Source organism: Aeromicrobium sp. CTD01-1L150, assembly GCF_041951745.1.
GTDB lineage: Bacteria > Actinomycetota > Actinomycetes > Propionibacteriales > Nocardioidaceae > Aeromicrobium.
On sequence record NZ_CP169555.1, the window covers coordinates 664,646 to 681,039 of the forward strand.

Consider the following 16,394-nt stretch of genomic DNA (forward strand, 5'->3'; position numbering starts at 1 on the left):
GGATGATCCGTTCGAGCGTGGCCTCAGGAAGGCCAATCGCGCCTGTTCCCCGCGCTCGCGGGGATGATCCCAGGATCACCACGCCGATGGTCGATTGGAGACCCTGTTCCCCGCGCTCGCGGGGATGATCCCCTCGATCCGGTGCGGACGTTCCTGGCTGAGTCCTGTTCCCCGCGCTCGCGGGGATGATCCCGATTCGAAGGGACGAAGCCAGCCGAACATGTGGCTGTTCCCCGCGCTCGCGGGGATGATCCCCGGAACACGAAGCGCCGCCGCATCCTTGGCCGCTGTTCCCCGCGCTCGCGGGGATGATCCTCCGGTTCGAGTCGACCAACGGCGACGAGCAGGCCTGTTCCCCGCGCTCGCGGGGATGATCCCCTCACGGTTGCCGACCTCGACCGTCTCGGTCACTGTTCCCCGCGCTCGCGGGGATGATCCGGAGCCGCTGCAGCGCCTCGACCGCCTCGTCGCCTGTTCCCCGCGCTCGCGGGGATGATCCGGAGCCGCTGCAGCGCCTCGACCGCCTCGTCGCCTGTTCCCCGCGCTCGCGGGGATGATCCTGGTGTGACGATTGCCTGACGGGGGCCGGGTTCCTGTTCCCCGCGCTCGCGGGGATGATCCGCACCCCCACCCTGCCGGAGCAGAGTGGGGGTGCTGTTCCCCGCGCTCGCGGGGATGATCCCATGGCGAACATCCCCGCACGGCGGAAGGCTGCCTGTTCCCCGCGCTCGCGGGGATGATCCCTCTTCCTGCATGAGCTGGGAGGCCACAGCCTGCTGTTCCCCGCGCTCGCGGGGATGATCCGTCAACGAACTCGTGATTACGGCCGGTGGTTGTCTGTTCCCCGCGCTCGCGGGGATGATCCTGTCATGCCGTGATCGATGGTGAAGACGGCGCCCTGTTCCCCGCGCTCGCGGGGATGATCCGTACCGGGGCAAGCAGATGCCGCCCTCCCGTGACTGTTCCCCGCGCTCGCGGGGATGATCCGAAGATGGGGCGGGTGCTTGTCCCGCTTGAGAACCTGTTCCCCGCGCTCGCGGGGATGATCCACGACCCCGATATTGCCAAGGCTGCCGTCGACTGTTCCCCGCGCTCGCGGGGATGATCCCTCGCACAGGTCCGCTACTGGGGCGACCCGGCGCCTGTTCCCCGCGCTCGCGGGGATGATCCTGTCATGCGTCGCACCCGAGGCGATCACGGGATCTGTTCCCCGCGCTCGCGGGGATGATCCCTGGATGAACGGCGAGCACGTCATCACGGAGTCCTGTTCCCCGCGCTCGCGGGGATGATCCCCTCGGGTCTGGCATCAAGGCGGCCAAGATGCGCTGTTCCCCGCGCTCGCGGGGATGATCCCGGGGGTACAGCGCCAAGTCGGGCCTGCGAGACTGTTCCCCGCGCTCGCGGGGATGATCCCTCGGGCGGACTCGTCTCGCACCAGCACCGCTCCTGTTCCCCGCGCTCGCGGGGATGATCCCTCGGGCGGACTCGTCTCGCACCAGCACCGCTCCTGTTCCCCGCGCTCGCGGGGATGATCCCAGTCCGGTGAAGATGCCGCCGCCCTCGGTGCCCTGTTCCCCGCGCTCGCGGGGATGATCCCCCCTCCATCCGCGCCCACCACATCCACCACTGCTGTTCCCCGCGCTCGCGGGGATGATCCCCCCTCCATCCGCGCCCACCACATCCACCACTGCTGTTCCCCGCGCTCGCGGGGATGATCCCTCTGGCGCTCCCATCGTCCTCGTCGCATACGGCTGTTCCCCGCGCTCGCGGGGATGATCCCCACGAGTGGCTGGCGGCGATCAATGCGGGACTCTGTTCCCCGCGCTCGCGGGGATGATCCGTGCCGAGGATGCGAGGGGCCGGTCGCAATGGCCTGTTCCCCGCGCTCGCGGGGATGATCCCTCTGCATGGGTGAGGATCTGCATCTCGGCGCGCTGTTCCCCGCGCTCGCGGGGATGATCCGTCTGCAGCTGTCCGGGCGGTCCCTTGCAAGACCTGTTCCCCGCGCTCGCGGGGATGATCCCCCACTGTCTCGAGGCCCGCTCGGCGCGAGGTGCTTTTTCCCGCGCTCGCGGGGATGATCCCAACACGCGACCGCTCACCACGGTCGAGCTCGCCTGTTCCCCGCGCTCGCGGGGATGATCCCCCACTGTCTCGAGGCCCGCTCGGCGCGAGGTGCTTTTTCCCGCGCTCGCGGGGATGATCCACGGGGCCCATCCGCGCGCCTTGTAGTGAGACACCGTTCCCCGTGTCCGCGGGGATGCCCCGCTGATTCGGGCAGTCCGTAGAGCCGGGTGGGTGGGTTATCCAGTTCACGTCCGTGGCGAATGTGGTGAGGTCAGAGTGAGGCTCAGCCTGGCTCACCCCAAGTTATGTTCGACACTACCTTAGTTTTGTCATACAATACTTCAGTGAGGGTCAAGTTCGCGCAGAGCACGCGCAAGCACCGCATTGCCAAGGGCCGCGCGTTCTACGTGATCGACAACAACGAGCCCGTCACGCGAATCAACACTCGTGGCGAGGTCGAGTATGAGTGGGTCGGCACAGACGAGCGAGGGCTCGAGCTGGAAGTGGTTGGAGCACAGATCGATGACGACCTGATCCTCGTCTTCCACGTGATGCCCACCAACTACAGGAGGAACCGATGAGCAAGTACACCGATGCCGGATATGTTGACCTTGACCGCGAGGTCGTCCGCGACAAGCGGGGCGAGCGGATCACCGAGTCTGACGCCGAGGCCCGCAGCGCCGAGGTCATCGAGCGCAACAAGGGTGGTCGGCCGTCGCTGACCGGCTCCAAGTCGCGTACTCCTGCGCTGGCGGTTCGAGTTCCCGACGAGGTACGGGACAAGCTCTCAGCCCGAGCCGAGCGCGAGGGAAAGTCCCTGTCGCAGGTTGTGCGGGAGACACTAGAGGCGTCGGTCTGACGTGACGAAGGCCGCTGCTCCACCTGGCAAGACGCGGCCCATTTGCGGATGCGGTCGGGCAGGCGACTGCGTTGTCCTCATCACCCACGCCGTTGACCACCATCGTCTCAGCTACCTGTGTCACCCTCCTTGCAACACAGCGGCTCGGTGCAGATGACGCCGTCGGTCTCCATGCCGCAGCCACCCCGGTACGTGCGCTCGATCACGTACAGCGCCGTGGCGTCGACTTGGCACAGTTGAGCTGGTTCCTGATCCACGCCCTCTCGGCCAGGATCTGCTCCAGTGGACGAGGCAGGTGCGGCACACAATCTTGTCCTTCTCCGCGCCCGCGGAGTTGTCCAGCCGCGAAGGCTGTCCGTCCCGGTCGGTCACGCCTTCTATGCGACGGGGATGACCCTGTCGCCACCGCGACGAAGGTCAGCGTCCGCCGAAGCGTCGTCGCTTTGCCGCGGCACTCCAACCGCGATGGGACGGGGCCGATGGCGCGTCGGGATCACCGGGCCGCCGCATGAGCGTGACGCCATCCAGATCCACGGGCTCCCACTGGTGACGGCACACCTTGAATTCAAGCCTTTGCTCGTTGCGGGCGGTGTACACCATGATGGCGCGGCCAGTGCCGCTCAATGAGACGATCCTGGCCCAGAGTCGTTCACGTAGTCGGGCTGTCACGAAGCCTACGTACACGCCAGGACTGATTTCCATCAGCCACCGGGTCAGATCGCCACGCAGCTTCTCGGGGACGACGCTCAGCACGACGACGGTCACCAGTCGACCTCGTAGTTCTGCCCGCCCTCGACCACACGGTCAGCTCCGTCCCAGATGTTGACGACGTTCGACGTCCAGATCGCATCGTCATCGACGTCCTCCTCGGGCAGTAGAAGCGTCCGGACGTCCTTGACGCAGCGCACCAGCAACCTGCCGTCACGCAAGGAGTCGCGCACCGCATGCCGCGTCGCGGCGGGGATGTCATCGTGCAGGCTCTCGTCGGCGGCCACATTGAATGCGGCGGGAATGGTGATTTCGGACTTGTAGAGGTCGGCGATGTCGTAGACGAATGAGCGTTCATGACCGGTGTGGACAAACCCGAGTCCTGGTGAACAACCCAGCGCCACGATGACGGCGTGCACCACGCCGTACAGTGACGTGTTCGCTGCGGACAGCGCCTGGTTGACCACGGACCCGCTGGCGAAGTCTTCGACGTTGTACTGTCGCCGTTCCCATCGAACCCCCGTACGCTCGGCATGCATCCGGTAGATGCGCTTGACCCGCGCACCCTCTCGGCCACGCAGCTGTTGCATGGTGAGTGATTCAATGCCTTCCTCTTGAGGGAAGCGCATGGCGTACATGGAGCGGGCCACTCGTAGCCGCGCTGACTGGTTCGTCACGAGCGCTGCTTGGGCATCCAGTAGACGTGACGACTGCGACAGGCCCCGCCCGTGGGCGTAGTAGCGGACACCTTGCTCGCCCACCCAGACGGCCGTTGACCCCGACTCCGCCAGGAGCACCATGGCTTGGTGGCTGACGCGGGAGCCGGGCCCGAGCAACAGCGTGCCGAGTGAGGCGGCCGGGATGTGCACGGTCCCGCGCTCGTCGGTCGCGGTGATCGCGTTGCTCTCGCGGTGAACGACACATCGCTCGAGGTAGATGAAGCTCAGTCGATCCTGGGCGCGGGTCAGCTCGCCGAGGCTGGGAGGAGGGGCGCCGGGGATCTCCCTCATGGCGCAGGCTGGGCGAGCGTCAACAGTCCGCAACCGTAGGCCTTGGCGCGACCAACCCCTTGGATGAGCGCCTTCTGCAGCCGTGCTGGATCGCTGACCTCCAGCACTCCGTCGTAGCGGGCATGCGCGATCGTCACCCGCCGCCCGTGGCCTTGCGCCGCGCTACGACGATCGAAGACGTGTCGGCCTTGTTCGGTGATCTCGATGTTCGGTCGGTCATCGGTCCCATGGGGGAACGCCACCCCCAGACTCTCGGCGCGGCCGGTCAGCCAGGCGAGCTGATCCTTCGGCAACAGGGGGATGGTCTGGGTCCGGTCGTTCTCGCGCCGTCGGATCACGGGGTTGGCACGCAGCCGGAAGGCCCATCGTTGCCCGGCAGCGAGGCGATCGAGGAACGGACCGTACGCCTTCGCCTCCCAAGTGGCATCGGGACGAGCAGGCCACCCCGCCTGCTCGACGAGACTCGTCATGTCGGGGTGCTCAGTGCTGACGACGAACAGACTGACGTCGTGGCGTTCCCGGGCATCGACGCGCCAGAGAACTCGACCGGCATCCGTCGGGGGGAAACCATGGAGGACCGCGGCGTGCATGCGCTGGGGAGACGAAAGCAGCCGTGTCGTGCCGGGTCTGCCCGCGTTGAGCGCCATCTTTGTCATGTACATGTCAGGCCTCCAGGAGGTCCATCGGATCGTGCGCCTCGTCGCGTCCGAAGGGGTTTGTGACCGTTGCAGGATGGACGTCGACGACGGTCCGCCAGCCGTAGGAGCGATGTTCGGGGTCGAAGCTCAACGGCACGTCGCGAACGGTCGCACCACTTTCACCGGGCTCCGCGTCACGTACCACGCGTAACGCCACGCGCGTTGATGAGTGTCGTCGTTGGTGCCTGTCTGAGGCGTGCCACTTCTCGCTGGTGAGGACAGAGTTCATCGTCCCCTCGCGGAGCCCCAACGTCACCGGTCCCGCCGGTGGGCACGAACGGCGACCGAGGTAGAGCGGGAACCGCGGCTGCCGCAAGGCCGCGTCGAGGGTCTGGAGCAGTCCGGCGTCAGGACTCTCCACCGCGGCGACGAACAATGCGTCGCTCAGGTAGTAGCGCCAGGTCAGCATCGAGTGCTTGGCGCCCCGCGCTCGCGCGGTCTGATAGTCCGACATCAGCTGCCCCGGCTGGTCGACGCGCACCCCGAATCTCAGATGCAGGAGATCCTCGAGAGAGTCGGTGCGCCGGCGTCCCTGGGCGGCTGCCAGCAGCCCCAAGACCCCGCTGCGGGTCGGTTGCTCGTCGGTGTCGCGCCGGGCGAAGCGGCTCGATGATCCCCACGCCTGCAACGGTCCGGCGAGCTTGAGCAGGAGAACTGTCACGACGGCTCCAAGGTGTCGCGCAGCGCGGTGGTCACAGCCTCGGCCAGGCTGGCTACGTCGTTGACATCGGTGCCGATCGTGTGAAGAGAAGCCGCGTCGTCGTGGGCGGTGACGATCCATGACTGCAGACCCGGCGGCCGCCCGTACGCGACGTCGATCTGCTGTGCGTGAGTGGCGAGCGCCGATGAAGCTCGCCGGAGCCGGGACTCACTTGTGGTGCGTTCGACCGGGTCCTCGAAGGCACCGACGAGATTCACCGGTTGGTCCGGACGCAGCGTGGCGACGACGGCGTGCGGAAGGGTCCGGTGGGCGAACGTGTTCTGCTTGCCGGTCGGCATGCTGCGAATGAAAGCGTGCAGGAACGCGCTGCAGGCTTCGACCGTGGCAGCGGGGTCGCCCAGGTTCGCCAGCAGCGCGGGCACGTTCATGGTGGCGTAGCGGTACAGCATCGAGGAGTTGAACTCGACCGTGCCGATCATGCCCGCTCCGGCATGCTCTCCGGTGGCGTGGTCGTCGACGGCGGTGAAGTAGTCGAACTCCGTTGAGACGCTGTGCACGCTGATCGCATGAGCCACCTGAGCTGCTGCGTCGACCCGCAGATCCGTGAGGTCGGCGACCATACGGCCGAACAGTGCGATGTCGACGGAGTGATCGGCCTGCGCGACGTCGGACACCTCTCGTTTGCCGGGCTCGGTTCCTGCACCGGCATGCCGGACGGCCAGCTCAGCGAGATTCGCGATCTGCAGGTTGCTCAGGAAGATCAGGTAGCTCGACTCGGCGCTGCCCTCTGGCGAAGCGTCGTCCTTCTTGCGTTTGGGCTTCTCGACCTTCACGCCCAGTGCCTTGAGGAGTTGCTGGGCATGAGTCTCGGCCTGCTCATCTCCGAGCGAGGGCTCGAGCTCGGTGATCCGCGACGCGATCTTGTCGACATGTCGTTTGGTTCGCGCGGCGAGCTGCGAGGTATCGAGCCGGGTGCCAAAGTCTGACCGGATGGCCCGCTTCCAGGCTTGGCTGGACACGCGTGCTCGGCGCACGCCGCCGTAGGTCGCCTCCTTGGGACTTCCGTTCTCATCACGATTCACGTTGCTGGGAGGGACGGACTGCAGGACGTGCAGGTCGAGGTAGGGGCTCATACGGGTCTCCTTGGTCGGGGTTCGGGGGTGGGACGTTGTCGGGGATGGTGCGGTAGTAGTCGCGTCCCCAAGCCAGACGGACTGACGGGGCGCGGCTGGGGTCTCGTAGGCCGACGAGATCGTCGGTCAGGCGTCCGTAGTCGAGGGCGACGCTCTCGGAGCGCAGCTGCCCGACGATGCTGCGCGCGTGGTGCACGATCTCGTCCGGGCCAGATGACGTGGCGAGGGCTTCGAAGCGGCGCTGGATTGGACGGCTGCCCTCGTCGTCCTCGCCTCCCTGGAGGTCGGCGAGCCTGCGTACCACGTGCCCGAAGGAGCGATTGGCGACGTGCATGCCGTCGTTGCGGTGGGACTGCTGGTGGGTGGCGAACAACGTGAGAGCGACGTGGGCGGCCCACTCCTCGGTGGACCACTCGCTGCCCGTGCCGAAGTGCTCCGCCCCGATCACCCGGAGGGTCTCGGCCCACGCCTGGGGATCCTCGCCCGGCCCGGTGCCTGTGGCACGACGCAAACGTGCCAGGGAGGCCACAGCATGGCGGTCGTCATGGCGGTACTGGTGCTGGAGTGATCTCACTCGGGCGGCCACGACCTCGGCCAGCGACGAGAGAGTGCGTCGGGATCCGGGCTCGTGGGGGCGGGGTGCTGCTGGAGAGGTCTGGGTCATGCGGACTCCTGAGGTGCGTCGACGTGCGGATAGAGCCGGGAGAGACGGGTGCGAAACCAGGCTTCTGCGCGGGGGGCGTTGATGCGTCTGCCATCTACTCGGCGCCCAGCCCAGGCATGCGGTCCGGCGGTGTTGACGGCGTCGTCGGCGAGCCGGATCAGGATGCGCCTGACGGTTCGATCCCACTCAAGCCGCGTGTCCGCGGTGCTCTCGTCGACGCCCGCGAGCCTTACCAGCCATGCCCGGAACGGTCCGTCGAGCGCGCTGAAGGCCAGCGACTGGGCTTCGGTGCGTGCCGAGGCGGGATCGTCCTCACCTCGTGCCACGGCGATGTTGATGCTCAGGCGGACGAACTGCTCGACTGCGTCGTCGATGCGGCTGATCTCGTCCAGGACCCTGCTCCGCAGCCCACTGTCGGTATCGTGCAGGGCCCGCACGGGGAGGGACAGCTCGTCGTCGATGAGGTCTCGCACGACGGCGCTTTGGCTGACGTAGTGGATGCCGATGGAACGGACACGAGGGATGTAGCGGTCGTCAAGCACCTTCGCCTCGGCCTGGCGATCGAGCCAACGCAACGTGCCCGGACGTGGCGCGTCGACGTCGCGGACGGTGTCGGTCAGCATGCCCTCCAGGCCGCGCCACGTTGAACGCCCCGGCTGGTGGGCGCGGGGCATCGTGACGTGCGAAAGGCCGTAGCGCTTGGCCTGAGCCGGGCTGTCACGCCACACCGACATGGGTTCCAGGTCGTGCAGACCCAAGGCAGAGAAGCGGTCGCCGTTGCACACCAGCACGCCGGTGACCTGCCGACCGTCGGTGGCGAGTCGGATGCGACGCGCTTGCCAGGTGTAGAGCGTGGCTTGCCCGGCCGGACGGTGCGGCCTCTCGTTCGTAGCAGGCTCAGGGTGTCGCGGACCTGCGCCGTCAGCGACCGTTAGCTCCCACGTGGGCAGGTCGACGTCCGACTCGTTCTCGTCCCCGGTGGAGACATCGACGCCTTCCTGAGGGACAAGATTGAGCAGCAGCGTCTGCAGCTGGTTCTCACCCTCGACGAGAACACCCCCCAGGTGTCCTGCCGCTCCGACACCAATCGGGTAGCCCCTGCCTCCCTTGACCCGTGGGTCACCGACGGCTCCGCTCTTGATCCCCGAGACATCGAACGCGTGGCAGTGCACGAGCCAACGCGCAGCCTCGGCGAACGGGAGGCTCTCCAGCGAGGCGGGGGAACGAGTCGTTAGGAAAGGGGCCCTCTCTCCGGGTGCATCGCCGACGAGACCTGTCAGGGAACCGGTCCGGCCCTTGGCGGTGGCCAGATCAGCCACTTGGTAGAACGGGCGCTCGGGATCAAAGAGGTCGAACCGATGCCGCCATGACCGTAGGTAGCGTGTGACGTCGTCGAGCGGGAGCCTCTGCTGACGCCACGACTGCTGCCAGGTCGTCTCGGTCACCAGGCTTGCCCGGTAGACGATCGCCAGCAGGAGCCGATTCAGTGCGAAGACCTGCGTCGGGAGGTCGCCATGGAGGTGGTCGAGGTCGGCTGCCTGCTCGAACACCTCGAGCAGTGAGAGCTCGGTGACTGAACCGTCCCGCCGTTGCGCGAGGATCCACGGTTCGTCGACGAGGTTGAACGAGGTCTGACTGCTCATGGCAAGCTCTTTTCGTCCGTTGTGGTGACGCTCAGACCCCGGGTCTTGTCGTAGTGGAGTACGAACGGTCCTATCGAGCATTGGCTCTTCTCATCGAGCACCACGATCAGTTGTTCGCGGAGCCATGGCGAGGTCTGCCAGGCGGTGAAGTAGTTCTGTTCCAGAGCCGCGATCGTCCGGTCGATCTGCCACGGCTGCGTGAGTGCCGGTGGCAGCGTCAGGGTGGCCGCGCTCGTGAGGCGAGCGGTCTCGGGGTCTGGTGCCTGTTCCGTGGACAGAGAAGATTCCGTGGGCTCTGCGGCCCAGCGGTGTAGGAGGCCTTCGCCGTCGCGGGTCAGGACCACCACCTCGAGCGACTCACGACCGTCGCGGACCGCTGCCCTTCCGCGAGCCTCGGACTTGCGATCCACTGCCCCCGCGTCGTGCCAGCCGGTCAGGTCGGGCTCCGTAGGAGGAGGAATGAGGTGGTCACCCGCGCGTCGCTGCCGCTGCGCGACGCGTTCTCGCGCTTGTGTCCCTGCCTGCTCCGACGCCTCTTCCCAGCCTGACGGCACCAGAGGGTCCTCGGCGTAGGCATCCTGGACCAGTGTGGGGACGTCGTCGGGCAGAACCACGTGTGGTCTGTCGAGGACGGCCATCGATCGCAGCAGCGAGTCGAGTCCGTAGATGGCAGTGCTCCCGTCGTCCGGGCTCGGGGGAGTGCTCGACCAGTCCACTCCGGTGAGGATCAGACGCGGGCGCTCAAGGCCGATCGGACGGTCGCGGGTGTGCCGATGGAGTCGGCCTGAACGCTGCAGCAGCAGGTCGACGGGTGCGACATCGCTGACCATGAGGTCGAAGTCGACGTCCAGCGACTGCTCCACCACCTGGGTGGCTACCACGACGTGCCGATCAGGACGATCAGCTCCGGGCCCCGCAGGCCCGAAGCGACGGACTGCCGCCTGGTCGCGGACGAGACGGTCGGTGGCGATGAACCTGGAGTGCATGAGCGAGACGTCGTCGCCGAATGATTCACGTAGGTGCTCCCACGTCTGCTGGGCGCGCACGACGGTGTTGCGGATGACGACCGCACACCCTCCGTTCCTGAGCGCCTCGCGCAACAATGCCGAGAGCGTCGTGAGCCCATCGTCCAACCTCTCGATGTCGAGGATGGAGGTGCGACTCCCTGCGCTGACCTGCCGCATCGCCGGCGACGCCGACGTGGTCGCGGTGAGCAACGGGTAGCCCCGTTCACTCTGGACCGGCGTATATGGAGTGGGGCCGGAGCCACCGCGCCGGGCGACTGCGGGGCGGAACGTCCCTCGGCCGCGGTCGTAGGCCCGTGCCATCGCCGCGCGCCTGGCGCCGGGAAGCGTGGCGGATAACAGGATCACCGGAACTCTGTGCGCCCCGAGCCATTCCAGTGCACGGTCCAGGAAGACCGCCATGTACTCATCGGCAGCATGCACCTCGTCGATCACGACCACCTTGCCGGCCAGAGCGAGGTGTCGGAGCACGACGTGCTTGCCGCGCAACGCTGCCATGAGCACCTGATCGATCGTGCCGACCACGAAGTCCGCCAACAGCCCCTTCTTGCGCCCGGAGAGCCAGGCGTGTGCGATGGCCGCGCCTTCCGAGAGCGGCTCACCGTCGTTCGCCACGCCCGTCACACGCCCACGGGCGAGGGACCGGAACTCGTCGTTGAGACCGGCCTTGCTGTGGGCGAGGTGAATCGAGACGTGCTCAGGGCCGAGGCCGGGAAGGAGGTCCACCCAGCGTCTGAGCCGGGTGAAGATGGCGTCGCTGGTCGTCATCGAGGGAAGGGCGAAGAAGACACCGTTGAGACCCAGCCGCGCGCACAGCGACTCGGCCGCCATCAGTGCCGCCTCGGTCTTTCCCTCACCCATAGCGGCCTCGACGACGAACAGTCCTGGCTCGTCGACGTCCGTGACGAGTTCCAGCAGCTCCCGTTGCACGGGCCGAGCGCGAGCGGTGTCTGGCAGGTCGAACCGTTGGCCCAGGAGCTGATCAGCGGTGCCCTCGAACGTCGATGACGTCCATCCCGGTGGCAGCATCAGGTGCTCCCAAGCGGGCGAGGCGCGAGCCGACACCGACCGGTGGTCGACGTCGTAGGCGAAAAGGTCCGCGTTGCTGGCGATCCAGTCCGCCATGATCACGAAGCCACTGAGGACCGCCTGGATGGAGGCGTTGACGGTGCTGCGTGACCAACGCTCAAGGTGATGGGTCGCCCTGCTGCGCCTGGCCATGTCATCCATCAGTGTCTGTCGGACAGCTGCCCACGTTGCATCGCCGAGCAGCTCCGGGTCGATGCGTTGGAGCTGGCCGGCCGTCGGCACCGTCCCGTGGTGTCCGCCGATCACGCAACCGATCGAGCGTGCCTGCAGACGGTTCCAGTCGTGCTGCTCGACCAACCAGCCCTCCACGGCGACTTGACCGGCGAGGCCGTGAGGCAGGTGCGACCGGCGATGCCTGATCGCCGGATGGACCGACAGCCCGGCGTCGTGCAGGCGGTCGAGCAGGTGGGTCGGCCCGACGCTCTCGAAGGCGGGCGTCGCCTTCGCGACGTCGTGCACGCCTGCGAGGAAGACGGCGAGCGCTCGTGCGGCGTCCGCCCCGCCGACCGAGCGGGCGATGAGGTCCTTGACCGCGGGCGCCAGCCAACGGTCCCACAGCAGCTCAGCAACATCGGCGGCGTCGTTCAGGTGCTGGGGGAGGTTCAGCCAGCCGTCGTCATCAGGTGAGGTCTTGGCCCAGATGAGGTGTGGGAGCGCGACGCTCATGAGCGTCGACAATTGAGGCGGGATGAAGTGCTTTGGCGCTCGTCCGGTCGGAGCTCGTCATCCTGGTCCTGCGTGGACATGAGCCTCCTCGGCGCGGTACTAGGAACCTAGAGCAATTTGTTGACGCCGTCATCGAAATGGAGAAGGCGCTTCGCCGGACGTTCGACGACGGTCCCGCGACGACCGGCCCGGTGACACGCTGGCGCTGACGTCCGACACACCACCTAGACTCGATTTCCGTGACCGACTCAGACCAGAGCCCTCCCGACGACCTGCCCGAGCAGCTGCGGATCCGGCGCGAGAAGCGCGAGCAGATCATCGGCGCCGGCGGCGACCCCTACCCGGTGGTCGTTGATCGCACCCACACGTTGCGGGCGGTCGTCGACGCCTATGACGCCGAGGCGCTGGGGCCGGACCACCACAGCGGCGATGTCGTGTCGGTGGCCGGGCGCGTCATCTTCCGCCGCGGCCAGGGCAAGCTCATCTTCGTCTCGCTGCGCGACGGCGAGGGCACCTCGCTGCAGGCCATGATTTCGCTCGACGGCGTCGGGCCCGACCGCCTGGACGACTTCAAGCACCAGGTCGACATCGGTGACCACGTGGCGGTCACCGGAGAGGTCATCACCTCACGGCGCGGCGAGCTGAGCGTCCTGGCGTCCTCGTGGCAGCTGGCCGCCAAGACCCTGCGTCCCCTGCCCAACGAGCACACGCCGCTCTCGGACGAGGCGCGCGCGCGGATGCGGTACGTCGACCTCATCGTGCGCCCTGAGGCTCGTGAGAACGTCCGCGTCAAGGCCAAGGTGCTGCAGTCGATGCGGCGCACCCTGGACGAGCGCGACTACGTCGAGGTCGAGACGCCCGTCCTGCAACACACCAACGGAGGTGCGGCGGCCCGCCCGTTCGCGACGCACGTCAACGCCTTCGACGAGGACGCCCTGCTGCGGATCGCGCTCGAGCTGCACCTCAAGCGGGCGCTCGTGGGCGGCATCGACCGGGTCTATGAGATCGGCAAGACCTTCCGCAACGAGGGCGTCGACAACACCCACAACCCCGAGTTCATGATGCTCGAGGTCTACGAGGCCTACGGCTCCTACGACACGATGGCCGAGCTGGTCCGCGAGCTGGTCCTGCAGGCGGCCCGCGCCGTCGGCAAGACGGTCGTGAGAGGCCGCGACGGGTCCGACATCGACCTCGAGCGGCCGTGGCGCCGCGCGACGGTGCACGAGCTGGTGTCCGAGGCGGTCCGCCGCACCATCACCGTCGAGACGCCGTTGGCCGAGCTCGTCGCGCTGGCCGGCAAGCACGACGTCCCCCTGCGTGAGCACTGGGGCGAGGGCGAGGTCGTCCTGGAGCTCTTCGAGAAGCTCGTCGAGCACACGCTCATCCAGCCGACGTTCGTGTGCGACTACCCCGAGGCGGTGCGCCCGCTCGCCAAGAAGCACCGCACCACGCCTGGCCTGGTGGAGGCGTGGGACCTCATCATCAACGGCGTCGAGCTGGCGCCGGCGTACTCCGAGCTCAACGACCCCGTCATCCAGCGCGAGCGGCTCCAGGACCAGGCGCGCCTCGCCGCGGCCGGCGACCCCGAGGCGATGGACGTCGACGAGGACTTCCTGCGCGCACTGGAGTTCGGGATGCCGCCGGCCGGTGGGATGGGAGTCGGCGTCGACCGGCTCGTCATGCTGCTGCAGGGCACCGGCATCCGCGAGACGATCCTCTTCCCGATCTCCCGCAAGGAGTAGACGCCCGCCCGCCCGCCCGCTCGTGGTCGCTCCTACCCCGGCTCGTGGGCCGAGATCCTCCGCATCAGCGACGGATGGACGGTCGCCTCCGTCGACAGCACCGCCCAATCGAACCCAGGCACGTCATTCCGCCGATGACGAGCCTCCCGAGACCACAACTCCACTCATCTCCGTAAGTACAAATGAATACTTGTGCTACGGTCAGGGTAACCGACCGAGGAGGCTCGCGATGAGTGCTGAGACTGCAGCAGACCTCGATCTGGCGCTGCGCGCGCTTGCAGACGCGAACCGGCGTGCGATCCTGCGGGTGATCCGCTCGGCACCGCAACCGGTGGGAGCGATCGCCGAAGAGGTCGGGTTGTCGCAGCAGACGACCTCGCACCATCTCGGGGTGCTCCGCAAGGCGGGCCTCGCTGTCGGCGCTCGCGAGGGCACGCGCCATCTGTTCGCGGTCGACACCGATGGCATCGCAGCAGTGCGGTCATACCTCGACGACTTCTGGCCAGGAAAACTTGCCGACCTGAAAACCGCGATCGAGTCGCAGGGGGCTCAGGATCGTGGCTGAGTTCCGAGACTCGATCAGCATCGACGCATCGCCTGAGACGGTGTTCGAGTATCTGATCACCAACGAGGGTATGACGGCGTGGATGGGGCAGCATGCCGACCTCGATCCGACACCCGGCGGCAGGTTCGCGGTCGACATCGCAGGTCATCCCGTGCGGGGCGAGTATCTCCATGTCGACCGCCCGAATCGCGTGGTGGTCTCCTGGGGCTTCGCGAGGAGCGCCCATCTGCCCGCGGGCGCCTCGACGGTCGAGTTCCGACTCACTCCGACCAGTAGCGGCACCCGAGTCGATCTCTGCCATCGTGATCTGCCCGACACCGAAGTGCGTGGTCACGCCGATGGGTGGGCGAACTTCCTGCCCCGCCTGGCCGTCGTCGGGGCAGGTGGTGATGCCGGGCCGGACGGCTGGCAGCCACTCCCAGACTGAACGAGCACAACCGCCACCCGTGGCGCGAACACAGGAGAACCTCATGGCACAGGACAACGCCTACGACATCGTGAAGAAGTACCACCACGCCTGGACGGGCGGTGACATCGGAACCGCGATGAGCCATGTCGCGGACGACGTCACGTGCCGCGCCCCCGGTGTCGATCTCACCGGCAAGGACGCCTATCAAGAGTTCATCGGCGGATTCGCTCCCATGCTCACCGGCATCGGCGACATCGCCGAGTTCACCGACGGGAATCGCATCGCGCTGTTCTACTACCCCCAGACCAGCGCGACCTCCACAACCCCGGCCGCCGAGCTCTTCACCGTCAGGGACGGGAAGATCGCAGAGAGTGTGCTGATCTTCGACCGGCTCTCCTACGGTCCGCCCGAGCAGGGCTGAGGCGGGATGGCGCGATGACTCCCGGGCAGGCTGCGCTCATCGAACGTCTCCGTGCGCTCCTCGCTGACGAACCGGTGGTGCGTGAGGTATCGATGTTCGGTGGCAGATCAGTCATGGTCAACGAGAAGATGATCGTCAGCGCCCTGAAAGACGGTGGCCTGCTGGTGCGCGTCGATGCCGACCGGCACGGCGAGCTCCTTGGCGGGCCGGGAGCGGTGCAGGCGGAGATGGGGCCGGGTCGTGACATGGGGCCGGGTTGGATCGAGGTCGAACCCGAGGCGATCAGTGACGATGAGCAGCTGTCCTCCTGGCTCGGGATCGCGATGGAGTACAACCGCGCAGTGACTGGCGGCCACCCGTGAACACTTTCCCAGGCTTCCCGCCGGGTCTGTTCGAGTTCTTCGCAGATCTCAGGTCGGACAACTCGAAGACGTTCTGGCAGGCCAACAAGCAACGGTGGGAGCGCGACGTGCGCGCCCCCATGGGCTCGCTGGTCGGGCAGCTCTCCGACGAGTTCGGGCCGTTGCGGATGTTCCGACCGAACCGCGACGTGCGATTCTCCAAGGACAAGTCGCCCTACAAGCTCTGGACTGGCGCAACCAGTGAATCCCAGGCGGTCGGCGGCATCGGCTACTACCTGGAGGTCTCCGCCCACGGCATTGTCACCGGGTACGGGGCGATGCTCATGGCCCCCGACCAGCTGCGCCGTTTCCGCGTCGCCATCGATGACGAAGTGAGCGGCACCGAGTTCGAGCAACTGATGGACACCCTCGCCGCGAGCTCCCTCCCGGTATCCCACGGAGCTGAGGAGCCGCTCAAGACGGCGCCGCGCGGCTACTCGATGGATCATCCACGCATCCAGTGCCTGAGGTGGAAGGGTGTCGCCATCGTTCAGGAATGGACGACAGCCGACTGGATGTGCACACCTGAAGCAGGGAACGCGATCCGGGGCGTCTGGCAGGGGGCGGCACCACTCAGGACCTGGCTTGAGACCCACATTGGTATGGGACGCTCCGGCCACACATGATGGCCGG

General features: G+C 67.1%; 16 protein-coding genes and 1 CRISPR repeat array (1 of these 17 cut by a window edge). Of the genes, 8 read left to right on the top strand and 8 right to left on the bottom strand.

The genetic code is table 11. The features are described from left to right. Positions 1-2,267: direct repeats of the CRISPR family, unit length 28 nt; unit sequence CTGTTCCCCGCGCTCGCGGGGATGATCC; it begins 812 nt to the left of the window's first position. Between the two features lie 144 nt (positions 2,268-2,411). Further along, positions 2,412-2,648, top strand: coding sequence for a hypothetical protein (locus ACEVFP_RS03225; protein ID WP_375001929.1), 237 nt, complete (start codon positions 2,412-2,414; stop codon positions 2,646-2,648). After that, complete coding sequence (locus ACEVFP_RS03230) at positions 2,645-2,926, top strand: YlcI/YnfO family protein (protein ID WP_375001930.1); 282 nt, start codon at positions 2,645-2,647, stop codon at positions 2,924-2,926. Before ACEVFP_RS03225 ends, ACEVFP_RS03230 begins: the two co-directional genes overlap by 4 nt. A gap of 417 nt (positions 2,927-3,343) precedes the next feature. On the opposite strand, the gene cas2e is transcribed toward ACEVFP_RS03230, so the two are convergent. The 8 genes from cas2e to cas3 are packed head-to-tail and all read right to left on the bottom strand — an operon-like array spanning position 3,344 to position 12,223. Further along, positions 3,344-3,691 (bottom strand): type I-E CRISPR-associated endoribonuclease Cas2e, encoded by a 348-nt coding sequence (cas2e, locus tag ACEVFP_RS03235; RefSeq protein ID WP_375001931.1) that lies wholly within the window; start codon positions 3,689-3,691, stop codon positions 3,344-3,346. Further along, positions 3,688-4,644: a type I-E CRISPR-associated endonuclease Cas1e gene (cas1e, locus tag ACEVFP_RS03240; RefSeq protein WP_375001932.1), complete on the bottom strand. Its 957-nt coding sequence runs from the start codon at positions 4,642-4,644 to the stop codon at positions 3,688-3,690. Before cas1e ends, cas2e begins: the two co-directional genes overlap by 4 nt. Continuing rightward, positions 4,641-5,306: a type I-E CRISPR-associated protein Cas6/Cse3/CasE gene (gene cas6e / locus ACEVFP_RS03245; RefSeq protein ID WP_375001934.1), complete on the bottom strand. Its 666-nt coding sequence runs from the start codon at positions 5,304-5,306 to the stop codon at positions 4,641-4,643. The genes cas1e and cas6e overlap by 4 nt, the downstream gene beginning before the upstream one ends. Position 5,307: 1 nt before the next feature. Beyond that, positions 5,308-6,003 carry a type I-E CRISPR-associated protein Cas5/CasD gene (cas5e, locus tag ACEVFP_RS03250; RefSeq protein WP_375001936.1) on the bottom strand — a complete coding sequence of 232 codons (696 nt, stop codon included), beginning with the start codon at positions 6,001-6,003 and terminating at the stop codon, positions 5,308-5,310. Further along, complete coding sequence (gene cas7e / locus ACEVFP_RS03255) at positions 6,000-7,136, bottom strand: type I-E CRISPR-associated protein Cas7/Cse4/CasC (RefSeq protein ID WP_375001938.1); 1,137 nt, start codon at positions 7,134-7,136, stop codon at positions 6,000-6,002. Before cas7e ends, cas5e begins: the two co-directional genes overlap by 4 nt. Then, on the bottom strand, positions 7,075-7,800 hold the full coding sequence (gene casB, locus ACEVFP_RS03260; protein ID WP_375001939.1) for a type I-E CRISPR-associated protein Cse2/CasB: 726 nt from the start codon (positions 7,798-7,800) through the stop codon (positions 7,075-7,077). Before casB ends, cas7e begins: the two co-directional genes overlap by 62 nt. After that, positions 7,797-9,443, bottom strand: coding sequence for a type I-E CRISPR-associated protein Cse1/CasA (gene casA / locus ACEVFP_RS03265; RefSeq protein ID WP_375001940.1), 1,647 nt, complete (start codon positions 9,441-9,443; stop codon positions 7,797-7,799). Before casA ends, casB begins: the two co-directional genes overlap by 4 nt. Beyond that, positions 9,440-12,223, bottom strand: coding sequence for a CRISPR-associated helicase Cas3' (gene cas3, locus ACEVFP_RS03270; RefSeq protein WP_375001941.1), 2,784 nt, complete (start codon positions 12,221-12,223; stop codon positions 9,440-9,442). Before cas3 ends, casA begins: the two co-directional genes overlap by 4 nt. A gap of 239 nt (positions 12,224-12,462) precedes the next feature. On the opposite strand from cas3, the gene lysS reads away from it, so the two are divergent. From lysS to ACEVFP_RS03300, 6 genes are all read left to right on the top strand, one after another. After that, positions 12,463-13,965, top strand: a complete 1,503-nt coding sequence (lysS, locus tag ACEVFP_RS03275) for a lysine--tRNA ligase (RefSeq protein ID WP_375001943.1) — start codon at positions 12,463-12,465, stop codon at positions 13,963-13,965. A 229-nt stretch (positions 13,966-14,194) separates the two neighbouring features. Beyond that, positions 14,195-14,530 (top strand): ArsR/SmtB family transcription factor, encoded by a 336-nt coding sequence (locus ACEVFP_RS03280; RefSeq protein WP_375001945.1) that lies wholly within the window; start codon positions 14,195-14,197, stop codon positions 14,528-14,530. Beyond that, positions 14,523-14,957 (top strand): SRPBCC domain-containing protein, encoded by a 435-nt coding sequence (locus tag ACEVFP_RS03285; RefSeq protein WP_375001946.1) that lies wholly within the window; start codon positions 14,523-14,525, stop codon positions 14,955-14,957. The genes ACEVFP_RS03280 and ACEVFP_RS03285 overlap by 8 nt, the downstream gene beginning before the upstream one ends. 43 nt (positions 14,958-15,000) lie before the next feature. Continuing rightward, positions 15,001-15,360 (top strand): nuclear transport factor 2 family protein, encoded by a 360-nt coding sequence (locus tag ACEVFP_RS03290; protein WP_375001947.1) that lies wholly within the window; start codon positions 15,001-15,003, stop codon positions 15,358-15,360. 14 nt (positions 15,361-15,374) lie between these two features. Then, positions 15,375-15,722, top strand: a complete 348-nt coding sequence (locus ACEVFP_RS03295; RefSeq protein WP_375001948.1) for a TfoX/Sxy family protein — start codon at positions 15,375-15,377, stop codon at positions 15,720-15,722. Beyond that, the gene (locus ACEVFP_RS03300) at positions 15,719-16,387 is read left to right on the top strand and encodes a DUF2461 domain-containing protein (protein ID WP_375001949.1); all 669 of its coding nucleotides are present in this window, start codon (positions 15,719-15,721) and stop codon (positions 16,385-16,387) included. The genes ACEVFP_RS03295 and ACEVFP_RS03300 overlap by 4 nt, the downstream gene beginning before the upstream one ends. The last annotated feature ends 7 nt before the right edge of the window (positions 16,388-16,394 follow it).

Bases quoted from the DNA above. Each gene is read 5' to 3' on its own strand.
- cas7e (WP_375001938.1), bottom strand. From the start codon at position 7,136: ATGAGCCCCTACCTCGACCTGCACGTCCTGCAGTCCGTCCCTCCCAGC.
- cas3 (WP_375001941.1), bottom strand. From the start codon at position 12,223: ATGAGCGTCGCGCTCCCACACCTCATCTGGGCCAAGACCTCACCTGAT.
- ACEVFP_RS03280 (WP_375001945.1), top strand. From the start codon at position 14,195: ATGAGTGCTGAGACTGCAGCAGACCTCGATCTGGCGCTGCGCGCGCTT.
- cas6e (WP_375001934.1), bottom strand. From the start codon at position 5,306: ATGTACATGACAAAGATGGCGCTCAACGCGGGCAGACCCGGCACGACA.
- casB (WP_375001939.1), bottom strand. From the start codon at position 7,800: ATGACCCAGACCTCTCCAGCAGCACCCCGCCCCCACGAGCCCGGATCC.
- ACEVFP_RS03295 (WP_375001948.1), top strand. From the start codon at position 15,375: ATGACTCCCGGGCAGGCTGCGCTCATCGAACGTCTCCGTGCGCTCCTC.
- cas1e (WP_375001932.1), bottom strand. From the start codon at position 4,644: ATGAGGGAGATCCCCGGCGCCCCTCCTCCCAGCCTCGGCGAGCTGACC.
- ACEVFP_RS03290 (WP_375001947.1), top strand. From the start codon at position 15,001: ATGGCACAGGACAACGCCTACGACATCGTGAAGAAGTACCACCACGCC.
- ACEVFP_RS03230 (WP_375001930.1), top strand. From the start codon at position 2,645: ATGAGCAAGTACACCGATGCCGGATATGTTGACCTTGACCGCGAGGTC.
- casA (WP_375001940.1), bottom strand. From the start codon at position 9,443: ATGAGCAGTCAGACCTCGTTCAACCTCGTCGACGAACCGTGGATCCTC.